The sequence below is a fragment of the Marinobacter sp. X15-166B genome, assembly GCF_001752365.1.
In the GTDB taxonomy this organism is placed as follows: Bacteria; Pseudomonadota; Gammaproteobacteria; order Pseudomonadales; family Oleiphilaceae; genus Marinobacter.
In genome coordinates, this window is record NZ_MEIY01000001.1 from 645204 (window position 1) to 671286 (window position 26083).

Here is a 26083-nt window from a genome sequence, read left to right on the forward strand (position 1 = left end):
CGCGGGAGAGATAGTATAGAGCGTCGGGCCGGGGCAATTGGTTATAGCCCCCTCTCCCCCTGCGGGAGAGGAAGTATAAAGGGTCGGGCCGGGGCAATTGGTTATAGCCCCTCTCCCCCTGCGGGAGAGGGGTTGGGGAGAGGGGGCGAACAGACATCATCAATTTGAGGTTTGAACAAGTATGCAAGAACGTGAAGTCGTCCTGACCAAACGGGACGTGGAAGCCCGCCTTGTACCCGTCGGCACAGAGATAATGATTCCGGCGGATACCTTCGTCACAATTACCCAGTCGCTGGGCGGCAGTTTTACCGTCACAGTCAACGGTAATCTGGCGAGAATTGAAGGCCACGACGCAGACGCACTCGGCAAGGAACCCCTGAAAAGCAGTTTTGAAACCCCGGCCGACGGCACCATCAATGAAAACCAGGTCTGGGAGGCCATGCGCAACTGCTATGACCCGGAGATTCCTGTCAATGTGGTTGATCTCGGCCTGGTGTACGAGTGTAAAATTGACAACAACACCGCCGACGGTAATGAGGTCTACGTGCTGATGACCCTGACCGCGGCGGGTTGCGGGATGGGCCCGGTCATAACCGACGATTTGAAGCGCAAAATCGAGCACGTGCCCAACGTCGACAAGGTCACCGTTGAGCTGACGTTTGATCCGCCCTGGAACAACGACATGCTTTCCGATGAAGCCAAACTGCAGCTGGGAATGTTTTGATGACTGCCGTACAAACCTTTACCAACAACCCTCTCGGCACCAGCATCACGCTGGACGATGTGCTGGAAGCTTTCGAGCTGCTGGACGATTGGGAAGACCGCTACGCCTACATCATCGATCTGGGCAAACAATTGCCGGCATTCCCGGACGAGGCCCGCACCGAAGAAAACTACGTGCATGGCTGCCAGAGTCAGGTCTGGTTACTGGACTACTTCGATGATGCCAGCGGCAATCTCTACCTGCTGATTGATTCCGACGCCATCATCGTTCGCGGGCTGGCCGCAATCATTCTGGTGGCCCTTAACGGCAAATCCCCCCGCGATTTGCTGACCACAGACATCGACGAACTCTTTGAGCAACTGGATCTGATGCGCCACATCTCACCGACCCGCGGCAACGGCCTGCGGGCCATGGTAGGCAAGATCCGCGACACGGCCGCCGCCCAGCAGGCCAGCTGACCCCTCGTGTACGGCCCGGCAGCCCACCCCGCCGCTGTGGGGCCGCTCACCAACTGATCGCAATGTCATTCCGCTGAATATTAACGGTGCCCCCGTGTTCCGGAATGGTTCCGTTGCTGAATTCCGGGTGTACGTTGTTCAGGGTCATGCTGAGCCCGGTATCCTGCAGTTCGGGGGTCGCGCCCGGCGCATCAAAATGGCTGTAACTGCGGTAAAGATTGAGCTTTTGCCCGGGACGGAAACCCGCCGTTGCGCCAGCGGCGATGGTGACCCGGTTGCCCTCCACCCGGGTCACCCGGGTCATAAACGGCTGACACGCCAAGGCTTCGGTCACCGAAGCCGCCATCTGCTCCACCAGCGCAGCTACCGCTTTGCCATAATCGGTGCCGGCGAATCCTCCCCCGGCAAAGCCATCCGCCAGACCGGGCGCGGCGTTCCAGTTACCGTCGGTGGCAAATCGTTGCTGGTAAACGGGTGAACCGCTGAAGCCGTCGTAAATCATCATATCGGCTACAAAGCGGCGCTTGCGGTTGGCCATCCCAATGCCGCGCTGCATCCGGTCAAGCAGCGATGTCCCCCAGGCAGCGGGGTCGGCAACCGCCAGGCTGCGAATGACACCGCTGACCACAAACTGGGCATCCAGCTGCCGCGACAGCTCAACCACGTTGGTGAGCCGGTTGTCGAACCCCTGCTGGGTGGGCGCATCAAACAGATTGTCGAACAGTTGCACCCGGGCCGCCCCCAGCACCTGCACCTGGCCGTTACGCAGCAAATGCTGCTGAATCTGCCGGGGCAGCACCTCACCGGCATTGTCGAGCCCGCCTAACTGCGCCTGTTCCGGATAAAGTACCGGAAAGCCGGTGATCGCCACGCGTTTTTTCAGCGCCGGTGCGCCTTCGCTGGTGCAGCCCTGCTCCTGGGACATATCCGCGCGAATGGTGACTCTGAGCAGGTTACCGGTACGCTGTTCGTCGATGACACTGACATTCCGGGCCCGCGCCGACGCCGCTACCGTCAGCCGCGATTCGGTCAGCACACCGTTCTCCAAGGTATCGGAACTGTTGATCCTCGCTTCGTACTTTAACGCCACATCCCGCATTGCCGACTGGCGTGCAGCCAGTCGGGCGGTGTCGACATCGTCATTGAGAATAACCGCGTGGCCGGTGCCCTCCAGCACCACACCCTGGGCGTGTGCGGCGCACAGCCAGATGATCGCAAGCACGCCGGTCTGCCGGAGCAACATGCGGAATTTTTGGATCGCCGTAGGTGGAAAATCCGGGCTCATTCGCCGCCTCAATCGAGATAGTACAAGGAATTCGTGTTGGCACTCTGCACATCACCAACCCGGTCATTACCCCGGGGCAGGGGCACAGGGCAATGACTGCTCACCTGATCATCTGCCACCCGGGAAACACATTCACGGAAACGGGGCTCAAGTTTCAGCTCCATAACCGTCTCCACCACACCGTCACTGTGCTCGTTCACCGCAATGATTTTCGCCCCGCGGATGTAACTGTCGACATAACTGCGGAACCGGTCGTTCTGCAACACAAAATCATTAACCGTCGAGCTACCGAAAATCACCGTTCCGTAAACACGCTCAGCCAGATTCCGGTAGGCATCCAGTTGCGAAGCCCGCCGCGCCAACAGACGCTTTCGGGGCTGCAGACGATCTTTTACCGCATCGTCGTAGGTGCCATAGCCACTGACCCGCACCGTGACTGCCTCAAAACTCCGGTGTGCCGGTTTGGTTTGCTGACCGAACTGACCGGTATCGCTGGATTCGTAGCGGTAGTGCCCAATCGGAGCACACCCTGTCAGAGCTAAGAATAGCGCAAGGCACACCCAATGTTTCAACACTAGCGAACTTCCCATGAACTTCCTCTCCGGATAATGGCAGTTCGATTATCTATGAAAGATTCAGGCCAATCCAATTAACCTTAATATTTGCAACAACTTAGACACTTAATGGGTGCCCGCGGAGGCCCCGGCGGCAAGCTTTCACCGCTTTTTAACATTCCGGACACAAACCGTTACCGGTCTCCGGCTGATGCTCACCCCCAACTGAATTATTCTTGTACATCAATTACTAATCCCTGCAACCCTCAAGGCCGTGACCACCTGCCTTGCCACCGCAAGACCGTGGCCTGTTTTTATGGAGCTCCCCTGCACATGCCTGCTTACACCAAAGTCCGTCTCGCCCTGGCCATCGGCCTGTCGCTGACGGCAGCATCGACCCTGGCCGCACCGCAAAACTTTCAGACCGCCCGGTCGTTCGCCATGGGCGGTACCGGCGTCGCGGTGGCGCACCCGGCCAGCGCAGCCGCTGCTAACCCGGCGATGATGGCGGCCACTCACCACGACTGGTCCGACGATTTCGGGCTGATCCTGCCGTCCATCTATGTACGCGCTGCCGATGAAGAAGAAACCGTCGACCAGATCGACGACATTCAGGACACCATTGATCGCTTTGACTCACTCGCCCAGTCGCCTGCGAACATCGCCGAAGCCCGCGCACTCGCCGGTGAGCTGCTCACCCAGCTGCAGCAGATTGACCAGGACACGGTGCGCGTCAACGCCGGCGCGGGTCTGTCCATTGCCGTGCCCAGCCCCACCCTGTCGGTGGGTTTTTTCACCAACGCCAACCTGAGCGCGACGGTACGCGCCGATTTTGACGAAAACGACGAACAGCGACTCACCGACATTGTTAACGGCACCGTCGCTCCGGAGAATGCCAACCTGGACAACCTCGAATCCAGCGGCCGCGTACTCGCCTCCGCCGTGGGTGAGTTCGGTCTGGCGTTTGCCCGCAGCATCGAACTGAACAACGGCGAGCAGCTGCAACTGGGTATCTCCCCCAAATTTGTGCAGCTGCGCACCTTCCAGTACACGGAAACCATTTCCACTTTTGACGACGACGACTTCGACGCCAAAGAAAACGAAACCAGCAAGAGCGGTTTCAACATCGACATCGGTGCCGCTTATGCGTTTGGCGACCACAAACAGTGGAACGCCGGTGCGGCGGTCAAGAATCTGATTCCCATGAAACTGGATTCTGCGTACGACGTTTCCCGGGGCGAGCGCAAACACACTCTGGAACTCAAACCCAAGGTCACGGCCGGCATTGCCCATCAGGGTAACTACCACGTGGTGACCGCAGAACTGGATCTGACCAAACAGCAAGGCTTCGGTTACGCCGACGATACCCAGTGGCTGGCGCTGGGCGCCGAATTTGATGCCTTCCGCCACGCCCAGTTGCGCGCCGGCGTGCGCCACAACCTGGCCAGCAACGATGACAGTAACGGCATTGCCGAGGAGACCCAGTTCACCGCCGGGATCGGCCTGGCGCCCTTCGGCGCCCGTCTGGATATCGGCGCACTGTACAGTGATGCCGATCTGGGGGCCTCCCTAGAGCTCGGGGTGGCCTTCTAAAGATCAGAAGATCGTATGTACCCTACGGGGACAGACCTGAGTCTGTCCCCGATCACGCCCCGGCCTGATTCAACCGGGCTCAACCCTCTTCCCATCCATGCTCAGGTCGGCGCCCAATCTGCAGCCTTGCCCTGCTCTGTTGTTGCCCCGATAATCTAAGCACACACCCACAAGGCAAGTATTTCATGGACATTTATCTCGTCGGTGGCGCAGTGCGTGACCAATTGCTGGGCATCGCCGTCAAGGACCGCGACTGGGTCGTGGTGGGCGCCACCCCCGCGGAGATGATCGACCGCGGATTTCGTCAGGTAGGCGCTGATTTCCCGGTGTTCCTGCACCCCGACACCAATGAGGAATACGCCCTCGCACGCACCGAACGCAAGCAGGGCCAGGGCTATCACGGCTTTGCCGTCTACAGTGCCCCCGATGTCAGTCTGCAGGACGACCTGAAACGCCGGGACCTCACCATAAACGCCATGGCCCGCGACGGCGATGGCCAGGTCATTGACCCCTTTGGGGGGCAGCGTGACATTACCACCCGCACCCTGCGCCATGTGTCTGCGGCGTTTGAAGAAGATCCGCTGCGCATATTGCGCATTGCCCGGTTTGCAGCGCGCTTCCAGCCGCTGGGCTTTCAGGTGGCCCACGAAACCATGGCGTTGATGGGGCAAATGGTCGCCCGGGGCGATGTGGGCCATCTGGTGGCGGAACGGGTGTGGCAGGAGATCCAGCGGGCCCTGCACGAACAATCTCCGGTTACTTTTTTCCAGGTGCTGCAAGACTGTGGCGCCCTGGCCGAGTTAATGCCTGAACTGGTGGCCGGAGCGCTGCCCAGGGCCTTGGCCGCGTTGCAACGGGCTGCCGAAGACGACTGTCCGACCGACGTGCGTGTGGCCGCTCTGCTGTCGCCACTGCCCACCGACAAGGCCGCCGCCCGCGCCAAATCGCTGAAAGCGCCTAACGATTGCCAGGAACTGGTGCGCCTGTTTGGCGATCTGGCGCCGGCCATCCAGCGTCCGGGCAATGACCCCGCCGCCTTGTTGAGCATCCTCGAGCGTGGCGATGCCTGGCGGCGTCCACAGCGGTTTGAACGGCTGCTATGCACCGTTCGGTGTGCCACGCCCGCGGACATCGGCCCCACCGTCGCCCTCTTGCTGCAAGCCGGTGCCCGGTGCCGGGATGTGAATGCCCGGGATCTGATGGCGCAGGGTTACACCGGCAGGGAGCTCGGTCAGGCCATCCGCGCTGAACGGCTCAGCCGTATCCAAGATCTGATTCAGGCCCCTTGAGGAGACTGCCATGTCCACCCCTGTTGCCCTTGTTACCGGCGCCGCCCAACGCCTCGGCGCCCGCATTGCCCGCCAGTTGCATCAGCGCGGCTGGCGGGTGATCGTTCACTACCGGTCCCGGACACAGCTGGCCACCGATCTGGTCGCCGAACTCAATGCCGGGCGGGCGGATTCCGCGCTGGCGCTGCACGCCGATCTTGCCGACGCCACGCAGATCCAACCCCTGGCGGATGCCGCCTGCGCCCACTGGAGGCGGCTGGACGGTCTGATCAACAACGCCTCGGTGTTCCACCCCACCCCGGTGGCGAGCGCCAGCCTGAACGACTGGGATGCCATTATGCACACCAACGTGCGGGCCCCCTTGTTACTGACTCAGGCGTGCCTGCCCGCACTCAAGCGGCACCGCGGCGCCATTGTGAACCTGATCGATATTTACGCCGAGCGGCCACTGCCGGAACATCCGATATACAGTGCCAGCAAAGCGGCGCTGGCGTCGCTGACCCGTTCCTGGGCGCAGGATCTGGCCCCCGAAGTGCGCGCCAACGGAGTATCACCGGGCGCGATCTTGTGGCCGGACGACGCCACCGCAACCACCCCGGATTACCAACAGGCCATTCTCGCCAAAACCCCGCTGGGGCGTACCGGTGTTCCGGATGACATTGCCGGGGCGGTGGCGTTTCTGTTGTGCGATGCGCCCTTTATCACCGGCCAGATTCTCGCGGTAGATGGCGGTCGCAGCCTGTATATATAATGGCCGCCCGCTTTCCGTTACAATGTCCCCATATCCTTAGTTAACCATTCCGGAGATTACTCATGCGTGATGTCGTCATTGTCGCTGCTAAAAGAACCGCCATAGGCGCGTTTGGCGGTGGACTGTCCAGTTTACGGGCCGATCAGTTGGGCACGGCCGTCGTTAAAGCCCTGCTTGAAGAGTCCGGGGTGTCGGGCGCGGACATCGACGAGGTCATTCTCGGCCAGGTACTGACTGCCGGCTGCGGCCAGAACCCTGCGCGCCAGTCCGCCATCAACGCGGGCATTCCCGCCGCCGTGCCCGCCATGACCATCAACAAAGTTTGCGGTTCCGGCCTGAAAGCGGTGCACATGGCGGTTCAGGCCATTCGCTGTGGCGATGCCGAGATGATGATCGCCGGGGGCCAGGAAAGCATGAGCCAGTCGCCCCATGTGGTGCCCAACAGCCGTGACGGGCAGCGCCTGGGCAACTGGACCATGATCGACACCATGGTCAACGACGGTCTGTGGGACGCGTTCAACGATTATCACATGGGCATCACCGCGGAAAACATTGTCGCGCAATACGACATCAGCCGCGACGAACAGGACGCCTTTGCCGCCGCGTCTCAGCAAAAAGCCATCGCCGCTCAACAGGCGGGCCGCTTCGAGGGCGAAATCGTTCCGGTTGCCATTCCCCAGCGCAAGGGTGATCCGATCACCGTAGCGAAAGACGAAAACCCGCGGGATGGCGTTACCGCCGAGAGTCTGGCCCGACTGCGTCCGGCGTTCAAAAAAGACGGTTCGGTGACCGCCGGCAATGCCTCTTCACTGAACGACGGTGCGGCGGCGGTACTGGTGTGCAGTGCTGACAAAGCCAAGGCTTTGGGGCTGACGCCACTGGCCACGATTCGTGCCTACGCCAACGCCGGGGTTGAACCCACCATCATGGGCACCGGTCCGGTACCCGCCAGCAAGCGCTGTCTGGAGCGGGCCGGCTGGTCCGTGGCCGACCTGGATCTGGTCGAAGCCAACGAAGCCTTCGCCGCCCAGGCCATCTCCGTGAACCGTGACATGGAGTGGGACACCGACAAGGTCAACGTCAACGGCGGCGCCATTGCTTTGGGACACCCCATCGGTGCGTCCGGCTGTCGTATCCTGGTGTCACTGCTGCATGAAATGGCACGACGGGACGCCAAAAAAGGTCTGGCGACCTTGTGCATCGGAGGCGGCATGGGCGTCGCCCTGGCTGTGGAGCGCTGAGCCGTTTTGTTTAACCTGGTGCTGTACGAGCCGGAAATACCGCCGAATACCGGCAATGTCATCCGGCTCTGCGCCAACACCGGCTGCCAGCTGCATCTGATCGAACCGCTGGGGTTTACTCTAGAGGACAAACAGATGCGGCGGGCGGGACTGGACTACAACGAATACGCCACGCTGAAACTCCACCCGGATTTTGCCTCCTTCCTGGCAACCGAGCAGCCGGCCAGGTTGTTCGGGCTGACCACCAAAGGGTCCGCCAGCTACCACACCGTACAATACCAGCCGGGGGATTATCTGATGTTCGGCCCCGAGACCCGGGGCCTGCCAGCGAGTGTGCGTGAACAATTGGGGGAGGATTTTCGTATCCGGGTACCGATGCGGCCCCAAAGCCGCAGTCTGAACCTGTCAAACACCGCCGCTCTGGTGGTGTACGAAGCCTGGCGTCAGCACGGCTTCGCCGGCGGCGGATAAGACTTACCCAGCAGGACTCAATCAGTGCGTCTGCTGATCCTGCTGCGCTTCACCCTGCTGTTCCTGCTGCTTGCGCTCCAGCGCCTGGGCGTAGATGGCGTCGAAGTTGACCGGCGCCAGCATCAGCGACGGGAAGCTGCCCTTGTTGACCACACTGTCGATGGCTTCACGGGCGTACGGGAACAGAATCGTCGGGCAGTAGGCCCCCAGCATCTGACCCAGCTGCGGCTCTGCGATGCCTTGCACCAGGAAAATACCAGCCTGCTGAATCTCCACGATGTACGCGACCTTGTCCTCCAGCTTGGCGGTCACCGTCAGTGACAGCACCACTTCGTACTGATTGTCGCTGATTTTGGTGTGGCCGGTGTTCAGATCCAGATTCACCTGTGGCTGCCACTGCTGCTGGAACACCATGGGCGAGTTAGGTGACTCGAAAGACACATCCTTCAAGTAAATACGCTGCAGCGCAAACTGCGCCTGGTTGGCGTTTTCGTTGCCGGCAGTGGCTTGCGGGTTATCGGCCATAATCAATCCTTTATGTTTTTACGGGGCGAGAATGCCCCCTCACTCTTGTTAAATGCAACCTGCAACAGTGCGTCAGATCGCCGTCCAGTGCAAGCGCGACCGCAAATCTGCGATGGGCCTTACTTTTTGGTCAACGGCAAATTGCTGCCTTTCCAGTCAGCGATGCCACCGTTTAACCGGACCACCTTGGCAAAACCTTCCGCTGTCAGCTGCTTGACCGCCAGGCCGGAGTGTTGCCCCATTTTATCCACCACGATGATCTGTTTGTCCTGATGCTTTTTCAGTTCGCCCGCGCGCTCTTTGAGACTGCTCAACGGGATGTGGATAGAGCCGGTGATCCGCCCTTCGGCAAAGTCTTTGCGGTCACGGATGTCGACCACCACGGCTTCATCCCGGTTGATCAGGCCCACCGCCGCCTGGGACGAAACTTTCTGGCCACCACGCCGCGACTCCAGCACCGCCAACGCCGCAAGCAGCGCAACGAACACCGACACGAGAATGTAGTGGTTTACAATAAATTCGAACAACTTGTCCATGTACTCACCTGCTGAATAATTTGGCGGGATTATACACACCCACAGGCAGGGACAGAAGGCAGGCCGCGTAGCTTGGGGGGCACAAAACAGGTAGAATCGGCGCTCAAATTCCTGAAACCATACCGGATTGAGTGATGACCGAGACGCGTAAGCCGACTGCACTGATTATTCTGGATGGCTGGGGGCACCGCGACCCAGCTGATGATAACGCCATTAGCAACGCCCACACGCCATTCTGGGACCAACTGTGGCAGCAGCAACCCAAAACGCTGATCAACACCTCCGGTATGTTTGTCGGCCTGCCCCAGGGCCAGATGGGCAACTCCGAAGTCGGTCACATGAATCTGGGCTCCGGTCGCGTGGTCTATCAAAGCCTGACCCGCATCGATAAGGCCGTCGCGGATGGCGAGTTCGCCCACAACCCGGCACTGACCAGCGCCATCGACAAGGCGGTCAGCCAGGGCAAAGCGGTGCATCTGCTGGGCCTGCTGTCACCCGGCGGGGTCCACAGCCACGAGGATCATATTCTGGCGGCGGCGGAGCTGGCCAGCGCCCGCGGCGCCCAACAGGTGTATATCCACGCCTTTCTTGATGGCCGTGACATGCCCCCCAGAAGCGCTCTGCCGTCGCTGGAAAAAGCGGCCGCAAAAATGGCTGCTCTGGGTACCGGCCGGCTAGCGTCCATCGTCGGGCGCTACTTTGCCATGGATCGCGACAACCGCTGGGAGCGGATCGAGGCGGCCTACGATCTGATGACTCTCGGCGCAGCCGAATTCCGGGCCGACACGGCCGCCCAGGGACTTGCGCAGGCCTATGAACGGGGCGAGAACGATGAATTCGTAAAGCCCACCGTCATCCAGAAAGCCGGCGATCCGGATGCCACCATCAACGATGGCGACACCGTGATCTTCATGAACTACCGCGCCGACCGTGCCCGGGAAATGACCCGCACCTTCGTCGATCAGGCGTTTGACGGCTTCACCCGTCAGAAACACCCGGCCTTGGCGGAATTTGTCACCCTCACGGAATACGCCGCCGATATTGATGCACCCTGTGCCTTTCCACCGGAACAGCTGGTCAATGGGCTGGGTGAGTACATGGCCAAACTGGGAAAAACCCAGCTGCGCATCTCCGAGACGGAGAAATACGCCCACGTCACCTTTTTCTTCAACGGGGGGGTGGAAACACCCTTCGCTGGCGAGGACCGCATTCTGGTGCCCTCACCCAATGTGGCCACCTACGACCTGCAACCGGAAATGAGTGCTCCGGAGGTCACCGACAAACTGGTGGAAGCCATTAAAAGCGGCAAATACGACCTGGTGGTGTGCAACTATGCCAACGGCGACATGGTCGGTCACACCGGCAATTTCGAGGCCTCCGTCAGGGCGGCCGAGTGTCTGGACCGGTGCGTCCAGCGGGTGGTCGAAGCCCTGCAAGAGGTCGGAGGTCAGGGCCTGATCACCGCAGACCACGGTAACTGCGAACAGATGACCGACCCCGAATCCGGCCAGGCGCATACCGCGCACACCATCGGCCCGGTGCCCCTGGTATACGTCGGCCCGCAGCAGCTCACCCTGGCGGACGGCGGCAGCCTGAGCGATGTCGCCCCCACCCTGCTGGCGCTAATGAACCTTGAGCAGCCATCAGAAATGACCGGGCGCAGCCTGGCCGATCGCGGTTAACTCGGGGGTTATCGACTCCGTGTCGATGGTCCGGGTCCGCCCTTCCGGTTTGCTGCGCTGGGGCGTGTTGCTGTGCCTGTGGCTGACCCTTGCGGTCCCGCTGGCGCAGGCTGAGACCCAGCCCACGCCCGCCCAGATCAACGCGCTGAAAAAACAGATTGCCGAGATTGATCGCTGGCTGGGCCGGGCCGAGCAACGCCGCACCGCCGGCGAGCGGGCCCTGGCATCCACAGAACAGCAGATAAGCCGCCTTACCCGTGAACGGCGAGAACTGCAGCAACAAATCCGCGAGCACCACACCCGCCTGAACGACCTGAAAAACGACCAAGCCGAGCTGACCGCCACCCTGGATCGCCAGCGCGAAAGCCTGAAACAACTGATTCGGGTGGCCTGGATGCAGGGCGACACCCCGGCCATCAAGGTGCTGCTGAACGAGACAGACCCACACCAGGTTGCCCGCACCCTGACCTATTTTGAATACCTCAGTGAGGACACGGTCGCCCGGCTGAACGCCTTTAACGCCACGCTGAGCAAACTGCAAACCACCCACCAGGCGGTCACCCGCACCGGGCTTGAACTCACTCGCCTCGAAGCGGAAGCAGCCAGCCGCCAGCAAGCACTGCAGCAAAGCAAGCAACAGCGCCAGCGAGACCTGGCTACCCTGAGCGCCAGCATCAGCAAGCGTAAGGGGGAGCGTCAGACGCTGGAGTCGGACCGGGTGCGGCTGGAAAAAATTCTGCGGGATCTGGAGGAAGCCATCGCCAACATTCCCACTCCCAACGAATCCCAACCTTTCCGGTCGCTGCGCAGCAAGCTGCCGTGGCCCGCTCAGGGCACGGTGGTGCAACGCTTTGGTGAGCGCTATGCCGACGGCAGGCTGCGCCAGAACGGCATGCTGCTGAGCACCCAGCCTGACGCCGAAGTCACCGCAGTGCATTATGGCCGCGTGGTGTTTGCCAACTGGCTGCGGGGGTTCGGCCTGATGACCATCATCGACCATGGCGGGGGGTACATGACCCTCTACGGCCACAGCAGCAGCCTGCTGACCAGCCCGGGTGACTGGGTGGCCGCCGGAGCGCCCATTGCCATTGCCGGGCAGACCGGCGGCTCCTCCCACCCCGCGGTATACTTTGAGGTACGCTATCAGGGCAAGCCCACCAATCCCCAGCGCTGGCTGGCCAAACGATGAAGCTGACAAAATACCGTCAGAACGCCATACTGTCTGGCAAGCTCGGAATTCTATTTACAAAACTGGAAAACAGGACCGGTGAATGCGACAGGTAACACGCCCTCTTCACACCCCCACCCTGCGCGCTCTTGCGGGCGCCGCCTGTCTGTTGATTCTGCCCGGCCTGGCGGCCGGTCAGGCCGTCACCGCCGATGAGCCCGGGGCCGAGGTGCGCATGCCTGCTCCAGAGCAACAATTGCCCCTGGAGGACCTGAGAAAATTCACCGAAGTATTCGGCCGCATCAAAGAAGCCTACGTTGAAGAGGTCTCCGATACCCAGTTGCTGGAAAGCGCAATCAAAGGGATGCTGTCGAATCTGGACCCCCACTCAACCTACCTTGCGCCCAAAGAGTACGAAGAACTGGAAGAAAGCACCACCGGCGAGTTTGGTGGTCTGGGTATCGAAGTCGGCATGGAAGACGGCTTTATCAAGGTGATCTCGCCCATCGACGATACCCCTGCGCAGAAGGCCGGGGTGCAGGCGGGTGACCTGATCATCAAGCTCGGCGAGCAACCGGTCAAGGGCATGTCGCTGGAGGAGGCGGTAAGCCTGATGCGCGGGAAGCCGGGCACCATTCTCACCCTGACCATTATCCGCGAAGGCCAGAGCGCGCCCGTGGTCATAGATGTGGAGCGCGCCATCATCAAGGTCACCAGCATCAAATACCGGATGATCGAGAACGGTTACGGCTACGTGCGCATCACCCAGTTTCAGGCGCAGACCGGCAGCGAATTCGTCGCTGCCGTGGAGGCACTCATTGACGCCAATAACGGTCAGCTGGACGGGTTGATCCTGGATCTGCGCAACAACCCCGGCGGTATCCTGCAAGCGGCGGTGCAGGCGACCGATGCGCTGCTTGATGAGGGCCTGATCGTGTACACCGAGGGCCGCATCCAGAGCTCCCGCCTGCAATTCAGCGCGTCTTCCGGGGATATCACCAACGGCAGCCCCATTGTGGTGCTGATCAACGGTGGCTCGGCGTCCGCTTCGGAGATTCTCGCGGGAGCGTTACAGGACCATGGCCGGGCCGTGGTGATGGGCACCCAATCCTTCGGTAAGGGCTCGGTGCAGACGGTGATTCCCCTGGACGACACCCACGCCATCAAAATGACCACCGCACGCTACTTCACCCCGGACGGCCGCTCGATTCAGGCAAAAGGTATCCGCCCTGATATTGAAGTGAAACCGGCACAGCTGACCGAGTTTGACGGCCGGCCGTTTTTCACCGAAGCGGACCTCAGCGGCCATCTGCTCAACGATGACAACCGCGATGCCAACAAATCCGGCGGCCCGTCCACGGCCGACGGCAACCCGGAGGAGGCCTCGGACATCGATCGGGACTTCCAGTTGCGCTCCGCCCTGAATCTGCTGAAAGGCCTGACCATTCTGGACCGAAAACACCGTAAGGAAGACTGATTTATGGGCCGTACAGCCTTATTGCTGGGAGCGCTGGCATTGCTGGCCGCCCTACCAGCCCTCGCCCGTGAACCGGTCGAACGACAAACGCCCCCTACTGTGGCCATCATCATTGACGACATGGGCTACAATCTGTTCCAGGGCCAGCGTCTGATTGCCCTCGAACAACCGCTGACCCTGGCGTTTCTGCCCTACCGCAAACACACCGAAAAGCTGGCCCGACTGGCCCACCAGCAGCGCAAGGAAATCATGCTGCACGCGCCCATGGCCAACACCCGCAACTTTGACCTGGGCCCCGGTGGTTTGAGTGAGGATATGGGCCCGCAGCGCACCGCAGCAACGCTGCGCCGGGCGTTGCGCTCCATCCCACACGTGCAGGGCGTGAACAACCACATGGGCAGCCTGCTGACCCAACAGCTGGAGCCTATGGACTGGGTGATGGCGGAGTTGTACCGGTATCCGCTTTACTTTGTCGACAGCCGCACCATCGCCAACTCCGTGGCCGGCGCAGTGGCGCAGGCCTATCAGATACCCACCCTGACCCGGGATGTGTTTCTGGACCATGAACAAACCGAAGAATTTATCGACCAGCAATTCAAGCTGTTGATCAGGAAGGCAAAACAGATGGGCAGCGCCATTGCCATCGGGCACCCCCACAAGGTGACCGTGGACTATCTCGAAAAACATCTGCCGCTACTGGATGAGCAGGGCATCGCCATTGCCACGGTCAGCGGCATCTGGGCACTGCGGAATAACAACAGGCCGATGTTTGCCGAGGGGGAAAAGCAGGCCATCAACCCCGCCTACGCCAACATACACAGCGCTGACCCACCCCGGCCTTAATCGGGCCAGCAAGACGACTCAGTCACGCACCTCGATGCCCTGGGCGCGCATGAAGGCCTTGGCCTCCGGAATGGTGTGCTGTCCGAAGTGGAAGATGGACGCCGCCAGTACCGCGTCGGCACCGCCAAGGGTCACACCGTCCGCCAGATGCTGCAGCTCGCCCACCCCACCGGAGGCAATCACCGGCACACTCACCGCCTCACTGACCGCGCGGGTCAGCTCCAGATCAAAACCGATCTTGGTGCCATCGCGGTCCATGCTGGTCAGCAACAACTCGCCGGCACCCAGCTTCACCATCTTCACTGACCACGCCACCGCATCCAGACCGGTAGGCTTGCGCCCCCCGTGGGTGAAAATCTCCCAGCGGGGTGTGCCACCCTCGGCGCTCACCTGTTTGGCATCGATTGCCACCACAATACACTGGCTGCCGAAACGCTCGGCGGCCTCAAGGACAAACTCCGGGTTGAACACCGCTGCGGTGTTGATCGCCACCTTGTCGGCACCGGCGTTGAGCAACTTGCGGATATCATCCACGGTGCGCACGCCCCCTCCGACGGTCAGGGGAATAAACACCTCGCTGGCCATGCGCTCCACCATTTCATAGGTGGTGTCACGGCTTTCATGACTGGCGGTGATGTCGAGAAACGTGATCTCGTCCGCGCCCTGTTCATTGTACTTGCGTGCTATTTCCACCGGGTCACCCGCGTCGCGGATGTCGACAAAGTTGACCCCTTTGACAACCCGTCCCTTGTCCACATCCAGGCAGGGAATAATGCGTTTGGCTAAGCCCATGGTCAGTTTCCTGCGTTGGTGGCGAGGCGGTCACAGTAGGCCTGGGCCTCTTCCATATCCAGCGTGCCTTCATAGATCGCCCGACCGGTGATGGTGCCGATAATGCCTTTATCTGCCACCTCCGCCAGACGCTTGAGGTCATCCATATTGGTGACGCCGCCGGACGCAATCACAGGGATGCCCCCCGCCTCGGCCAACGCCGCCGTGGCTTCTACGTTGACCCCCTGCATCATGCCGTCACGGTTGATGTCGGTGTACACAATGGAATCAACCCCGTCACTGGCGAAACGCTCGGCCAGATCGACCGCTTTGACCGTCGACACCTCGGCCCAGCCATCGGTCGCCACCAGTCCATCTTTGGCGTCCAGACCAACGATGATGTGCCCCGGAAACTGTTTGCACATATCGGTCACAAACTCGGGCTCTTTCACCGCTTTGGTGCCGATAATGACCCATTGCACTCCCGCCTTCAGATACGCCTCGATGGTGTCCGCGGATCGGATACCGCCGCCGATCTGGATCGGCAGATCCGGAAAACGCCGGGCAATGGCCGTGACTATCTCGGCGTGCAGCGGTTCACCGGCAAAGGCACCGTTCAGATCCACCAGGTGCAGGCGCCGGGCTCCGGCCGCAACCCAGCGTGCGGCGACTTCTACCGGGTCATCCGAGAACACGGTGGATTCTTCCATCCGGCCCTGGCGCAAGCGTACACATTTACCGTCTTTCAGATCGATGGCGGGAATAATAAGCATGAGAGGGTAATCCGTATCAGTCAGTCGGTTTCAACAAGACAGCCCGGCTCAGGCGCCGGACCAGTGGACAAAATTTTTCAGCAACTGCAGTCCCGCCCGATGGCTTTTCTCCGGGTGGAACTGCGCCGCAAAGATGTTATCCCGGGCCACCGCGGCTGCAAGATCGACCCCGTACCGGGTGCGTCCACACATATCGGGGTTACCGTCGGCTTCGGTGTAATAACTGTGCACAAAATAGAACCGTTCGCCGTCTGCGAGCCGGTGCCAGAGCGGGTGCTCATCCGCCTGGTACACCCCGTTCCAGCCCATATGAGGCACTTTCAGCCGGGCGGAGCCTTCGGTCAGGTAATGACCGAAAAATCGTACTTGGGCAGGGAACAGGTTGATGCCGTCCACGCCGTTGTTCTCTTCGCTGCGGGACATCAGGGCCTGCATGCCCACACAGATGCCCAGCAACGGACGGTCCGCGGCCACCTCACGCACCAGGTCATCAAACCCCAGGCGCTTGATTTCCGCCATGCAGTCGCGCATCGCGCCAACCCCGGGGAACACCACCCGGTCCGCTTCGCGGATCACATCGGTATCGCTGCTCACCAGTACCCGCATATTATCGGGTGCCACGTGCTCAATCGCCTTGCTGACGGAATGCAGGTTTCCCATGCCGTAATCAATAATGGCAACGGTCTTCATCAAGTACAAAACTCCGCTAATGGTCTGTCACTGCAACCGGAGTTACACGATTTACAATGCGCCCTTGGTGGATGGCATGATGCCGCTCATGCGCTCGTCCGGCTCAATCGCCATGCGCAGCGCACGGCCAAAGGCCTTGAACACGGTTTCGATCTGGTGGTGGGTGTTTTTGCCGCGCAGGGTGTCGATGTGAACGGTGGTGAAGGAATGGTTGACAAAACCACGGAAAAACTCTTCAAACAGATCGACATCAAAACCGCCCACCGTGGCGCGGGTGTAGGGCACTTCCATGATCAGACCGGGGCGTCCGGACAGGTCGATCACCACCCGCGACAGCGCCTCGTCCAAGGGCACGTAGGCATGGCCGTAACGCCGGATACCTTTTTTGTCACCAACCGCTTCGCGGAACGCCTGCCCCAGGGTAATGCCAATGTCCTCAACCGTGTGATGGTCGTCAATATGCAGATCGCCGTTGCACACAATGTTCAAATCCACCAGACCGTGACGGGCAATCTGGTCCATCATGTGGTCAAGAAAAGGTACACCGGTTTCAAAAACCGCTTTGCCAGTCCCGTCCAGATTGATTTCAACGGTGACTTGCGTTTCAAGGGTATTACGCTCTACCCGGGCCGTACGAACAGACATGAAGACTCCAGTGTCAAAGGTTGGTCAAGTGCCGATTTTTTATGATGGGCGGATTATACCCTAAAATGCCTGTTTGAGCTTCGCCATATACGTATCAACAAGACTGTTGAATTCGTGCTTGACCACCGGACTGATGGCAAGTTTCAGCAATCCCGGCAGTGGCAAGGTAAGCGCGGCGGAAGTCTGGAATTTCGCGGTGGTCGCCGAGTCGCCTTTGGCCGTGAGCGTCCACGCGCCCCTGACCACACCATTGCCCTCCCCCTCGACCGGCTCCCAGGTGATTTTCCCGGCGTCACGGTCGGCAAAATACCGGCACGCGTACACTGACTGGATGGCGTGTTTGTCGACGCCGATCTTCTCCATTTCCCAGCGGTAGGTGTTGTCACCCAGATCGACCAGCCGGCTGACTTTGGGGAAATGGCTGGCAGAGCGCGGCACGTCTGACAACAGATCAAACACCTCGTCGTACCCGGCCGGAAGTTCGATTTCCCGGTTCAACTCAATCGACACAGTGATAGCCACACGCAACTCCTTCGGCATTGTTCAGATTATTATAATGACAGTGCAAGGGCCTATTTTGGCTTAACCCTACGGTGATGTCATACATTCGGCTTTAAATTTGTCCGACCTGCGTTATCCTAACGGGCACTGTTACCTCTTTTTTGTACCGATTGCTTGCCGGAAGGATGCCACACCATGAAAGCTGTTCGCTATCTGCTTATTGCCATCGTCGGGCTGGTGCTGCTCGCGGTCGCCGCTGTGGTGGTCGCCCTCGCAGTGCTCGACCCAAACGATTACAAACCCCAGATCGAACAGGTCGTTGCAAAGCACACCAACCTGGTCCTGACCCTTGACGGCGATCTCAGCTGGTCTTTCATTCCGCTGGGTCTCGAACTCAACGATGTGGAAGCCACCCTGGACGATGCGCGTCTGGTCAAGGTCGACCAGCTGATCGCGGAGGTGAACTTGTGGTCCCTGATCACCATGGCGCCGCAGGTGGCCACTTTTGTGGTGGATGGCCTGGATGTGCGGCTCACGGTGGACAAAGCAGGTAAGGGTAACTGGACCCGCATCATGCGCGAGCCGGCCGAGGAGGCCGCCAGCGAGGCTCCGGCTACCGCGGACACCGAACAACCCGCAACCGAGGACCGGCAGGACCCGCTGAGTTTCAACATCGAAAGCGTGCAAATCAGCAACGCCCAGGTGCATTACGACGACTCCTCCACCGGTCAGTCGGTGACCCTGGACAAGGTCTCCATCTCCGCCAGCGACATTACCCTGGGAGCAGACTTCCCGCTGCAAATCGGCTTTCACTTTGCCACCACCCAGCCTGAATTCAGAGTTGACGGTGACATCAGCGCCCGCCTGGCCGCCAATGAAACCCTTGACGAATTCGCCCTGACCGATCTGGACGGCCGCTTCGATATGACGGGTGAACCCTTCGGTGGCCAAACGGCGCAGGCAAGCATTTCGGGGTCGGCACGGGCCAACCTGAGCAGCGAAACCGCCACGCTGACTGACTTCAACGCCAGCCTGGCGGACCTGCAGCTTACCGCCAATCTGGAGGTCGCCGGCTTTGGCGACCAGCCCGCACTCACGGGCAATCTCAACATCGCCAGTTTTTCCCTGAAAAAACTGCTGGCCGATCTGGGGATGCCGGCAATCGAAACCGACGACCCGAATGTGCTGGAACAGATTGCCGTCAGCACCGACATCGGTGGCCCCGCAGGTACCGTCGCTCTCACTAACCTGAGCATCACAGTGGACGACACCCGCTTCACAGGGGACGCCCGCTACGGGCTGGGCAACGGTGCCATCGGACTGACCCTGCAAGGCGATGCCCTCAACGCCGACCGCTACCTGCCACCCGCCGGCGAAGCAGATGAGGCCGCACCTCCAGAGGCGAAGGAGGCGGCCACCAGCCCCGGAACCACAACCGACCCGGCCCCGGCGTCAGAGACCGACCTGCTGCCACTGGAGACGCTGCGCACCCTGGTACTGGACATCGATCTGGGCTTGCGCAACTTGCAGGTCAGCAACCTCACCATCAACGACCTCAAAGCGCTGATCCGCGCCAACGCCGGGCTGATCCAGGTAGAGGAATTCAGCGGCAAGCTCTATGACGGCGGCTTTGACACCAATCTGACCCTGGACGCCCGCACGGACTCCCCCCAATGGCACATCGGAGCCCGAATGAGCGACGTGCAAACCCAGCCGTTGCTGACCGACCTGGCGGACCTGGACATGCTCGCAGGGGGGGCCAACCTTCAGGCGGACATTCAATCCGCCGGTAACCGCATCTCGGTATTGCGCAACAACGCCAGCGGCGAGATGGCATTCAACCTCGACAAGGGCGAGTTCACCCGCATGAACCTCACCCGCATGGCGTGCCAGGGCATCGCGCTGGTGAACACGGAGAGTCTGGGAGACGACAACTGGGGCCCGAGCACGCCATTTAACGACATGAAAGGCACCTTCCGGATCGACGGCAACACCCTCACCAATACCGATCTGGTGGCGGCCCTGATCGGCATGCGCCTGGAAGGCGACGGCACCGTCGATCTGGCCGCCTCCACCCTGGATTACAAAGCGGGCCTGCACATTGTCGGCGAGATCCACCGGGACCCCGCCTGCCGGGTGTCTGAAGGGGTACAAAACCTGATCATACCCATTGAATGCCGGGGCAATTTTGCCGAAGATCCCGCCGGTCTGTGTTCGTTCGACGGCTCCCGCTTTCGCGACATTCTCAAGGATGTCGCCCGCAACAGAGCCAAGGCCAAAGCCGAGGAAGAAATCGACCGCGCCAAAGCCAAAGCGTCTGAAAAACTTACTGAAAAACTCGGTGAAAAGCTGGGCGGCGAGGACGGCGACAAAGTGAAGGACGCCTTGAAGGGGCTGTTCAGATAATGGCCACCGACGTCGCTTCCCGCTTGCTGAACTGGTACGACCAACACGGCCGCAAACAGCTGCCCTGGCATCAGGATCGCAACGCCTACCGGGTGTGGGTGTCCGAGATCATGCTGCAACAGACCCAGGTAGCCACGGTGATCCCCTATTTTGAGGCTTTCATGGCCAGGTTTCCCGACGTGCACGCCCTGGCCACAGCGCCCGAGGACGACGTCCTCAGCCATTGGTCGGGGCTGGGCTACTACGCCCGGGCGCGCAACCTGCACAAATCTGCGCAGCGGGTGGTCCGTGATCACGGCGGCGAATTTCCGGCCGACCAGCAAGCTCTGGAAGCCCTGCCCGGCATCGGGCGGTCCACCGCCGCTGCCATTCTGGCTCAGGCGTTTCAGATCCGCGCGGCCATCCTCGACGGTAACGTCAAGCGCGTGCTGGCCCGCTATCACGCGGTGCCCGGCTGGCCCGGACAGAGCCGTGTGCTGAACCAGCTGTGGGTCCACGCCGAAACCCACACCCCCACCGCGCGGGTGCGCGACTACACCCAGGCGATCATGGATCTGGGCGCTCTGGTGTGCACCCGCACCCGACCAGCTTGCACCCGCTGCCCGCTGGCCCGCGACTGCGAAGCCAACCGCTTGCAGGCCACCACCCTGTTTCCCGGGGCCCGGCCCAAAAAAAGACAAGCCGGAAAAGTCCACCTGGATGATCATCCTGGAAGACACCCAGGGACGCATCCTGCTGGAACGCCGGCCGCCCAGCGGCATCTGGGGCGGCCTGTGGAGCCTTCCCGAACTCGACCCGGCCTATGTACCGGAGGAGCTTGCAGACGCCTGTGAGCGCGCCCTGGGGTTTCTCTGTGGCGAACCCGAGGTCAGCCCCGGGTTTCGCCATACCTTCAGCCATTACCACCTGCACATTCAGCCCGCCCGGCTGGTGACCACCGGCAGCACCGCAGTGGCCGACCGGCACCAGCGCTGGACCCATCGGGATGAAGCCTTGAGTCTGGGTCTGCCGGCGCCGGTACGCACACTGCTGTCTGCGCCGGAGCCAGCCGGCCTGCGGTAATTGGCCCGGTCTGTTATCATCACCCCAATGGGGCCACGCCCACCGCTCGGGCCCGATTCACCTTAGCCCTGTCAATTATCTGAGGAGCCAATATGAGCCGCACCGTAATGTGCCGTAAGTACCAGCAAGAACTCGCGGGTCTGGACTTCCCCCCCATGCCCGGCAAGAAAGGCGAAGAAATATTTCAGACCGTATCCAAACAAGCCTGGCAAGAGTGGCAGGAGCAGCAAACCATGCTGATCAACGAAAAGCACCTCAACCTGATGGACGCCAACACCCGCAAATACCTGCTGGCGCAGATGGAGCACTTTCTCGATAACGAACCCTTTGACCAGGCCGAAGGCTTCGTCGCCCCCGAGTCCTGAGGCAGGTTCTGCTCATTAAACAGGCAATCACTGAATTAATTGAAAATTATTAGCGTACAGCCTTGACTCACCCGCGCTAAAGCGGTTTAATAGCGCCCCGTTGCACTGCTGACAGTGCAGATGCCCGGATAGCTCAGTCGGTAGAGCAGAGGATTGAAAATCCTCGTGTCGGTGGTTCGATTCCGCCTCCGGGCACCATTAAGAATTCAGACAAAACCCGCCTTGCGCGGGTTTTGTCGTTTTTGGCGGCTATTTACTCCAAGGCAATGGTGCTGTTGATGCCGCTGGAGACGTTTTCAGGCTCGTACCAGCGCGCAGTCACCGTCTTGGTCTGGGTCCAGAAGTTGATGGCCTGCTTGCCGTTGGGGCCCAGATCACCCAGCTTGGAACCCCGCGAGCCGGTGAAACTGAAGTAGGCTACCGGCACCGGAATGGGCACGTTGATACCGACCTGGCCGACGTCGATGTCGGTCTCGAAGCGACGGGCCACCCAGCCGGAGTTGGTGTAGATCGAGGTGCCGTTGCCATTGGGGTTGGCATTGATAAATGCAATGGCCTCGTCCAGGGTCTCGACACTCACCACGCACAGCACCGGGCCGAACACTTCTTCGCGGTAGATCGTCATGTCGGCGGTGACATTACTGAACAGCGTCGGACCGACGAAGTTGCCGTCCGGGTAACCTTCGACCTGGCAGCCACGGCCATCCACTTCCAGTGTTGCGCCTTCCTCCACGCCAGTCGCGATCAGACGCTCGACGCGCTCTTTGGCGGCTGGCGAGACCAATGGGCCGAGATCGGCATCCAGCTGGGTACCCGGGCCCACCTTCATAGTGCGCGTTTCTTCGATGAGGTCCGCAAGCCATTCGCGCGCCTCACCTACCAGCACCACCACGGAGTTGGCCATGCAGCGCTGCCCGGCCGCCCCGTAGGCTGAGCCCAGCAGGTTGTGAACGGCCTGGCTGCGGTTGGCGTCAGGCATGATGACGCAGTGATTTTTGGCGCCGAGCATCGCCTGCATACGCTTGCCGGCCGCGGCAGCACGGTCATAAAGCAGCTGGCCCACCCGGGTGGAGCCAATAAAGGACAGCGCCTTGATGTCAGCATGGTCGGCAATCTGGTTGGCCACGTCCGGCCCACCGTGCACCACATTGAGCACACCCGGGGGCACGCCTGCTTCGTGGGCCAGTTCGACCAGCCGCATGGACGAGCTCGGGTCCTGTTCGGAGGGCTTGAGCAGGAAAGTGTTCCCGGTAGCGATGGCCAACGGGAACATGAAGCACGGCAGCATGACCGGGAAATTAAAAGCGGTAATGCCGGCGCCCACACCCAGCGGCTGATGCAGGGTATAGACGTCGACCTCATTGGCCGCGTTGCTGGCCCGTTCACCCAGCTGCAACGACGTGATCGAGCAGGCATGTTCGACCACCTCCAGACCGCGCCCCACCTCACCTGCGGCGTCGGGCAGGGTCTTGCCATGCTCTTCGCTGATCAACGCCGCCAGTTCATCCGTGTGCTCTCGGATCAGCGCCTGAAACTTGAGCATGATGCGCATGCGGCTGGCCAGCGGGGTCTTGCGCCAGGTGGTGAAGGCTTCCTTGGCGTTGGCAATCGCCTGCTCGACTTCGTCAGCGGTGCAAAACGGCACCCGGGCGACCACTTCCTGAGTGGCGGGGTTGACCACATCACGCCACTCTTTGGTTTGAGAGGTGACGGGCTGACCGTTGATGTACATGGGTATTTCACGAATGCTCATGATGGTAGCTCCTGTTTGCCCTTCAATTAACTGAAGTAAACTCACCCGCCCATGATAGCGCGTCGCCCAGCATAATAACGCCAAAGTTTGCAAGCCAGTCAAACCTGTTAAGGGCAGCGGCTTCCGGCTGAGAGGTGAGATTATTCGCTCACCACGGTGACCGGGCTGGTGGCGTGTCTGACCACCTTTTCGCTGATACTGCCCAGGGTAAGGCTGCGCACCATGGAATGACCGCGCCGGCCCATCACCAGATGATCGCCCGGATTGTTTTCCAGATACTCGATGATTTCTTTGGCCGGATCGCCCCTGAGCAGGATCTCTTCAACCGGATCGGCGATTCCGCTCAGCGCCTCTTCCACCGCATCAAATACTTGCCGTCCATAGGTTCGCACCTCGCGGTCGAGATCCTTTCTGGAGTCGCCCCGCAGCACCATCCGTTCGTACCTGGAACCCGGAAACACGGAGAGCAGTTTGAGGGGCTGGCCGGTGGCCCTGGCGAGATCGGCGGCCAATCTCGCCGCATGCACCGCGTGGTCTGAGCCATCGCACGCGACCACGATATTCGTCGTAACAGTGTCCATAGTACCTCTCCGTCTGTAGGGGGTAATTATCACCCTAGCACAGACCGGACCTTCCCAAGGTGGGATGAGCCAGGCACAACGCCCGGCAAGTGGATAAAGCCTCCGTATCTTTTATAATCGGTAGCCTTAACCCCGTTACCGAGCCAGCCCTGCCCATGCGAACCACCGTTGACCTGATCGTGCCACAACCCGGCATTGCCGTTGATATTCTGAGTGAGGCGTCGGGGTTGCCCAAGGGCCGCATCAAGGACGCCATGGCCAAAGGTGCCTGCTGGTGGACCCTCAAGGGCAAACAGGTGCGGCTGCGCAAAGCCAAGCGGGAGGCGAAGGCGGGCACCCGATTGCAGCTTTATTACGACGCCCGGGTGCTGGCGCGCGAGCCGGAGGCGCCCGAATTACTGGAAGACAAGGGGCGCTATTCAGTCTGGTTCAAACCCCACGGCCTGCTCGCCCAAGGGTCGCAATGGGGCGATCACTGCAGCCTGTTGCGACTGGCGGAAGTGCAACTCAACCGCCCCTGCCACCTGATCCACCGGCTGGATGCGGACGCCGCCGGACTGATGATGATTGCCCACGACACTAAGGCCGCAGGGGCCCTGTCCCAGCATTTTTCCGGGCGCACCATGACCAAGCACTATCTGGCCCGAGTCTGCGGTCTGCTCGACGCCCGGCATCAGCGCATCAGCACACCGATCGACGGCAAGGAGGCCAGCACCTGCATCACCACGCTGAGCGTGGACGAGGCCAGTAACACCAGTCTGATTGAAGTCGACATCGACACCGGGCGCAAACACCAGATTCGCCGGCACCTGGCGGGCATCGGCCACCCCATAGTGGCCGACCGGCTGTACGGCACGCCCGCGTCTGTACCCTTGCAACTATTGGCCTGCTACCTGGCATTTGACTGCCCGCTGACCCGTGCCCGGGTTGAATTCCAACTGCCTGAAAGGCTTCAGTCGTCAATAATGAGCGAATGACTATAATTTTAAAGGCGCAGTAAACACTGCACTGGTAGGTTAATTCCTGACTAATTAGTTCTTGCAAATTCTCTCGGTGAAATGAAACCCAGCTCTGACTGAACTCTTCAGCCGATGCAGCAAGGTAGGCTTCGGCAACCCTTCAAGTCGTCTTCGCTGGCTTCCTAAATTGCCAGTTCATCCCCGTGGGCACGGGGAACACCGCCGGCTGTCGGACATCGCGGACTCATACCACGGTTCATCCCCGTGGGCACGGGGAACACCTGCTTGGCGAGATCACAGAGCAGGCTCTGTTCAGTTCATCCCCGTGGGCACGGGGAACACGCACCTGAGCACCACCGTTAAGAACCTCGACCCGGTTCATCCCCGTGGGCACGGGGAACACATTCCTATAAATTTTATAGGGAACAGAATTGTCGGTTCATCCCCGTGGGCACGGGGAACACCTGGGTTTAAGAAATACAACAGTTCCCCTACCCCGGTTCATCCCCGTGGGCACGGGGAACACTAGTCACAAATAAAGTCAATAAAAAGGTTTAACGGTTCATCCCCGTGGGCACGGGGAACACTCATCGGCAGATGACGGAGGGTTATTACTACTCGGTTCATCCCCGTGGGCACGGGGAACACAATACAACGGGGTTTTATATGGAAGCTCACTGCGGTTCATCCCCGTGGGCACGGGGAACACGATAAGCATTAAACGCTTGTGAATTCAAAAGCCGGTTCATCCCCGTGGGCACGGGGAACACTTGGCCAAAACCTACCGCGCCAAGACGCGGGCCGGTTCATCCCCGTGGGCACGGGGAACACAGTCGCGAGATTGTGCGAGTGCCCGGGGATGCCGGTTCATCCCCGTGGGCACGGGGAACACCCAACATGTCGCCAGAGCAGATTGAGGAGTTTCGGTTCATCCCCGTGGGCACGGGGAACACCGGCCCAAACGCATCGACACCGGCATG

25 protein-coding genes, 1 tRNA gene, 1 pseudogene and 1 CRISPR repeat array are annotated in these 26083 nt (G+C 60.6%); of the genes and pseudogenes, 16 read left to right on the top strand and 11 right to left on the bottom strand.

Annotated features, from left to right (window positions below):
- The first annotated feature begins 181 nt into the window (after positions 1-181).
- Both sufT and BG841_RS03100 read left to right on the top strand, forming a co-directional pair.
- Positions 182-724 carry a putative Fe-S cluster assembly protein SufT gene (sufT, locus tag BG841_RS03095; RefSeq protein ID WP_070056316.1) on the top strand — a complete coding sequence of 181 codons (543 nt, stop codon included), beginning with the start codon at positions 182-184 and terminating at the stop codon, positions 722-724.
- Positions 724-1182 (top strand): SufE family protein, encoded by a 459-nt coding sequence (locus BG841_RS03100; protein WP_070056317.1) that lies wholly within the window; start codon positions 724-726, stop codon positions 1180-1182. Before sufT ends, BG841_RS03100 begins: the two co-directional genes overlap by 1 nt.
- Positions 1183-1228: 46 nt before the next feature.
- On the opposite strand, the gene BG841_RS03105 is transcribed toward BG841_RS03100, so the two are convergent.
- Positions 1229-2467 (bottom strand): flagellar assembly protein T N-terminal domain-containing protein, encoded by a 1239-nt coding sequence (locus tag BG841_RS03105; RefSeq protein WP_228141580.1) that lies wholly within the window; start codon positions 2465-2467, stop codon positions 1229-1231.
- 8 nt (positions 2468-2475) lie between these two features.
- Positions 2476-3057, bottom strand: a complete 582-nt coding sequence (locus BG841_RS03110; protein WP_083260167.1) for an LPP20 family lipoprotein — start codon at positions 3055-3057, stop codon at positions 2476-2478.
- Between the two features lie 297 nt (positions 3058-3354).
- Between BG841_RS03110 and BG841_RS03115 the strand changes: the two genes are divergently transcribed.
- The 5 genes from BG841_RS03115 (at position 3355) to trmL (ending at position 8366) form a co-directional block, all read left to right on the top strand.
- Positions 3355-4614: a conjugal transfer protein TraF gene (locus BG841_RS03115; protein WP_070056318.1), complete on the top strand. Its 1260-nt coding sequence runs from the start codon at positions 3355-3357 to the stop codon at positions 4612-4614.
- Between the two features lie 185 nt (positions 4615-4799).
- Positions 4800-5903 (top strand): multifunctional CCA tRNA nucleotidyl transferase/2'3'-cyclic phosphodiesterase/2'nucleotidase/phosphatase, encoded by a 1104-nt coding sequence (locus BG841_RS03120; protein ID WP_070056319.1) that lies wholly within the window; start codon positions 4800-4802, stop codon positions 5901-5903.
- A gap of 10 nt (positions 5904-5913) precedes the next feature.
- Complete coding sequence (locus BG841_RS03125; RefSeq protein ID WP_070056320.1) at positions 5914-6654, top strand: pteridine reductase; 741 nt, start codon at positions 5914-5916, stop codon at positions 6652-6654.
- 62 nt (positions 6655-6716) lie between these two features.
- Positions 6717-7895, top strand: coding sequence for an acetyl-CoA C-acetyltransferase (locus BG841_RS03130; RefSeq protein ID WP_070056321.1), 1179 nt, complete (start codon positions 6717-6719; stop codon positions 7893-7895).
- Between the two features lie 6 nt (positions 7896-7901).
- Entirely contained in the window at positions 7902-8366 is a 465-nt protein-coding gene (trmL, locus tag BG841_RS03135; RefSeq protein ID WP_070056322.1) for a tRNA (uridine(34)/cytosine(34)/5-carboxymethylaminomethyluridine(34)-2'-O)-methyltransferase TrmL, read from the top strand.
- A 21-nt stretch (positions 8367-8387) separates the two neighbouring features.
- On the opposite strand, the gene secB is transcribed toward trmL, so the two are convergent.
- Positions 8388-8891 (bottom strand): protein-export chaperone SecB, encoded by a 504-nt coding sequence (secB, locus tag BG841_RS03140; RefSeq protein WP_070056323.1) that lies wholly within the window; start codon positions 8889-8891, stop codon positions 8388-8390.
- A gap of 119 nt (positions 8892-9010) precedes the next feature.
- Positions 9011-9427: a rhodanese-like domain-containing protein gene (locus tag BG841_RS03145; protein WP_070056324.1), complete on the bottom strand. Its 417-nt coding sequence runs from the start codon at positions 9425-9427 to the stop codon at positions 9011-9013.
- 134 nt (positions 9428-9561) lie between these two features.
- Between BG841_RS03145 and gpmM the strand changes: the two genes are divergently transcribed.
- The 4 genes from gpmM (at position 9562) to BG841_RS03165 (ending at position 14597) form a co-directional block, all read left to right on the top strand.
- The gene (gpmM, locus tag BG841_RS03150) at positions 9562-11109 is read left to right on the top strand and encodes a 2,3-bisphosphoglycerate-independent phosphoglycerate mutase (RefSeq protein ID WP_070056325.1); all 1548 of its coding nucleotides are present in this window, start codon (positions 9562-9564) and stop codon (positions 11107-11109) included.
- 25 nt (positions 11110-11134) lie between these two features.
- Positions 11135-12298 carry a murein hydrolase activator EnvC family protein gene (locus BG841_RS03155; protein WP_141737136.1) on the top strand — a complete coding sequence of 388 codons (1164 nt, stop codon included), beginning with the start codon at positions 11135-11137 and terminating at the stop codon, positions 12296-12298.
- Between the two features lie 82 nt (positions 12299-12380).
- Complete coding sequence (locus tag BG841_RS03160) at positions 12381-13754, top strand: S41 family peptidase (protein ID WP_070056326.1); 1374 nt, start codon at positions 12381-12383, stop codon at positions 13752-13754.
- A 3-nt stretch (positions 13755-13757) separates the two neighbouring features.
- Positions 13758-14597, top strand: coding sequence for a divergent polysaccharide deacetylase family protein (locus BG841_RS03165; RefSeq protein WP_070056327.1), 840 nt, complete (start codon positions 13758-13760; stop codon positions 14595-14597).
- Between the two features lie 18 nt (positions 14598-14615).
- Here BG841_RS03165 and hisF read toward each other — a convergent pair whose 3' ends face one another.
- The 5 genes from hisF to BG841_RS03190 are packed head-to-tail and all read right to left on the bottom strand — an operon-like array spanning position 14616 to position 17998.
- Positions 14616-15389: an imidazole glycerol phosphate synthase subunit HisF gene (hisF, locus tag BG841_RS03170; RefSeq protein WP_070056328.1), complete on the bottom strand. Its 774-nt coding sequence runs from the start codon at positions 15387-15389 to the stop codon at positions 14616-14618.
- 2 nt (positions 15390-15391) lie between these two features.
- A complete protein-coding gene (gene hisA / locus BG841_RS03175) occupies positions 15392-16141 on the bottom strand; it encodes a 1-(5-phosphoribosyl)-5-[(5-phosphoribosylamino)methylideneamino]imidazole-4-carboxamide isomerase (protein WP_070056329.1) in 750 nt (249 codons plus the stop codon).
- A gap of 48 nt (positions 16142-16189) precedes the next feature.
- Entirely contained in the window at positions 16190-16831 is a 642-nt protein-coding gene (hisH, locus tag BG841_RS03180; protein WP_070056330.1) for an imidazole glycerol phosphate synthase subunit HisH, read from the bottom strand.
- A 51-nt stretch (positions 16832-16882) separates the two neighbouring features.
- Positions 16883-17476 carry an imidazoleglycerol-phosphate dehydratase HisB gene (hisB, locus tag BG841_RS03185; protein WP_070056331.1) on the bottom strand — a complete coding sequence of 198 codons (594 nt, stop codon included), beginning with the start codon at positions 17474-17476 and terminating at the stop codon, positions 16883-16885.
- 60 nt (positions 17477-17536) lie between these two features.
- Positions 17537-17998, bottom strand: a complete 462-nt coding sequence (locus BG841_RS03190; RefSeq protein WP_070056332.1) for an SRPBCC family protein — start codon at positions 17996-17998, stop codon at positions 17537-17539.
- A gap of 174 nt (positions 17999-18172) precedes the next feature.
- Here BG841_RS03190 and BG841_RS03195 point away from each other — a divergent pair, with 174 nt between their 5' ends.
- The 4 genes and pseudogenes from BG841_RS03195 (at position 18173) to BG841_RS03210 (ending at position 22008) form a co-directional block, all read left to right on the top strand.
- Positions 18173-20383, top strand: a complete 2211-nt coding sequence (locus tag BG841_RS03195; RefSeq protein ID WP_070056333.1) for an AsmA family protein — start codon at positions 18173-18175, stop codon at positions 20381-20383.
- Positions 20383-21445, top strand: a pseudogene (gene mutY, locus BG841_RS03200) (A/G-specific adenine glycosylase). The gene BG841_RS03195 and the pseudogene mutY overlap by 1 nt, the downstream one beginning before the upstream one ends.
- 92 nt (positions 21446-21537) lie before the next feature.
- Positions 21538-21810 carry an oxidative damage protection protein gene (locus tag BG841_RS03205; RefSeq protein ID WP_070056334.1) on the top strand — a complete coding sequence of 91 codons (273 nt, stop codon included), beginning with the start codon at positions 21538-21540 and terminating at the stop codon, positions 21808-21810.
- Between the two features lie 122 nt (positions 21811-21932).
- A tRNA-Phe gene (locus BG841_RS03210) sits at positions 21933-22008 on the top strand.
- 55 nt (positions 22009-22063) lie between these two features.
- Here BG841_RS03210 and BG841_RS03215 read toward each other — a convergent pair.
- On the bottom strand, positions 22064-23563 hold the full coding sequence (locus BG841_RS03215) for a CoA-acylating methylmalonate-semialdehyde dehydrogenase (protein ID WP_070056335.1): 1500 nt from the start codon (positions 23561-23563) through the stop codon (positions 22064-22066).
- Between the two features lie 140 nt (positions 23564-23703).
- Positions 23704-24144 carry a universal stress protein gene (locus tag BG841_RS03220; RefSeq protein ID WP_070056336.1) on the bottom strand — a complete coding sequence of 147 codons (441 nt, stop codon included), beginning with the start codon at positions 24142-24144 and terminating at the stop codon, positions 23704-23706.
- Between the two features lie 155 nt (positions 24145-24299).
- Here BG841_RS03220 and BG841_RS03225 point away from each other — a divergent pair, with 155 nt between their 5' ends.
- Positions 24300-25121, top strand: coding sequence for an RluA family pseudouridine synthase (locus BG841_RS03225; protein ID WP_070056337.1), 822 nt, complete (start codon positions 24300-24302; stop codon positions 25119-25121).
- Positions 25122-25294: 173 nt separating this feature from the next.
- A CRISPR array of direct repeats spans positions 25295-26056; the repeat unit is 29 nt; unit sequence CGGTTCATCCCCGTGGGCACGGGGAACAC.
- Positions 26057-26083 lie beyond the last annotated feature (27 nt).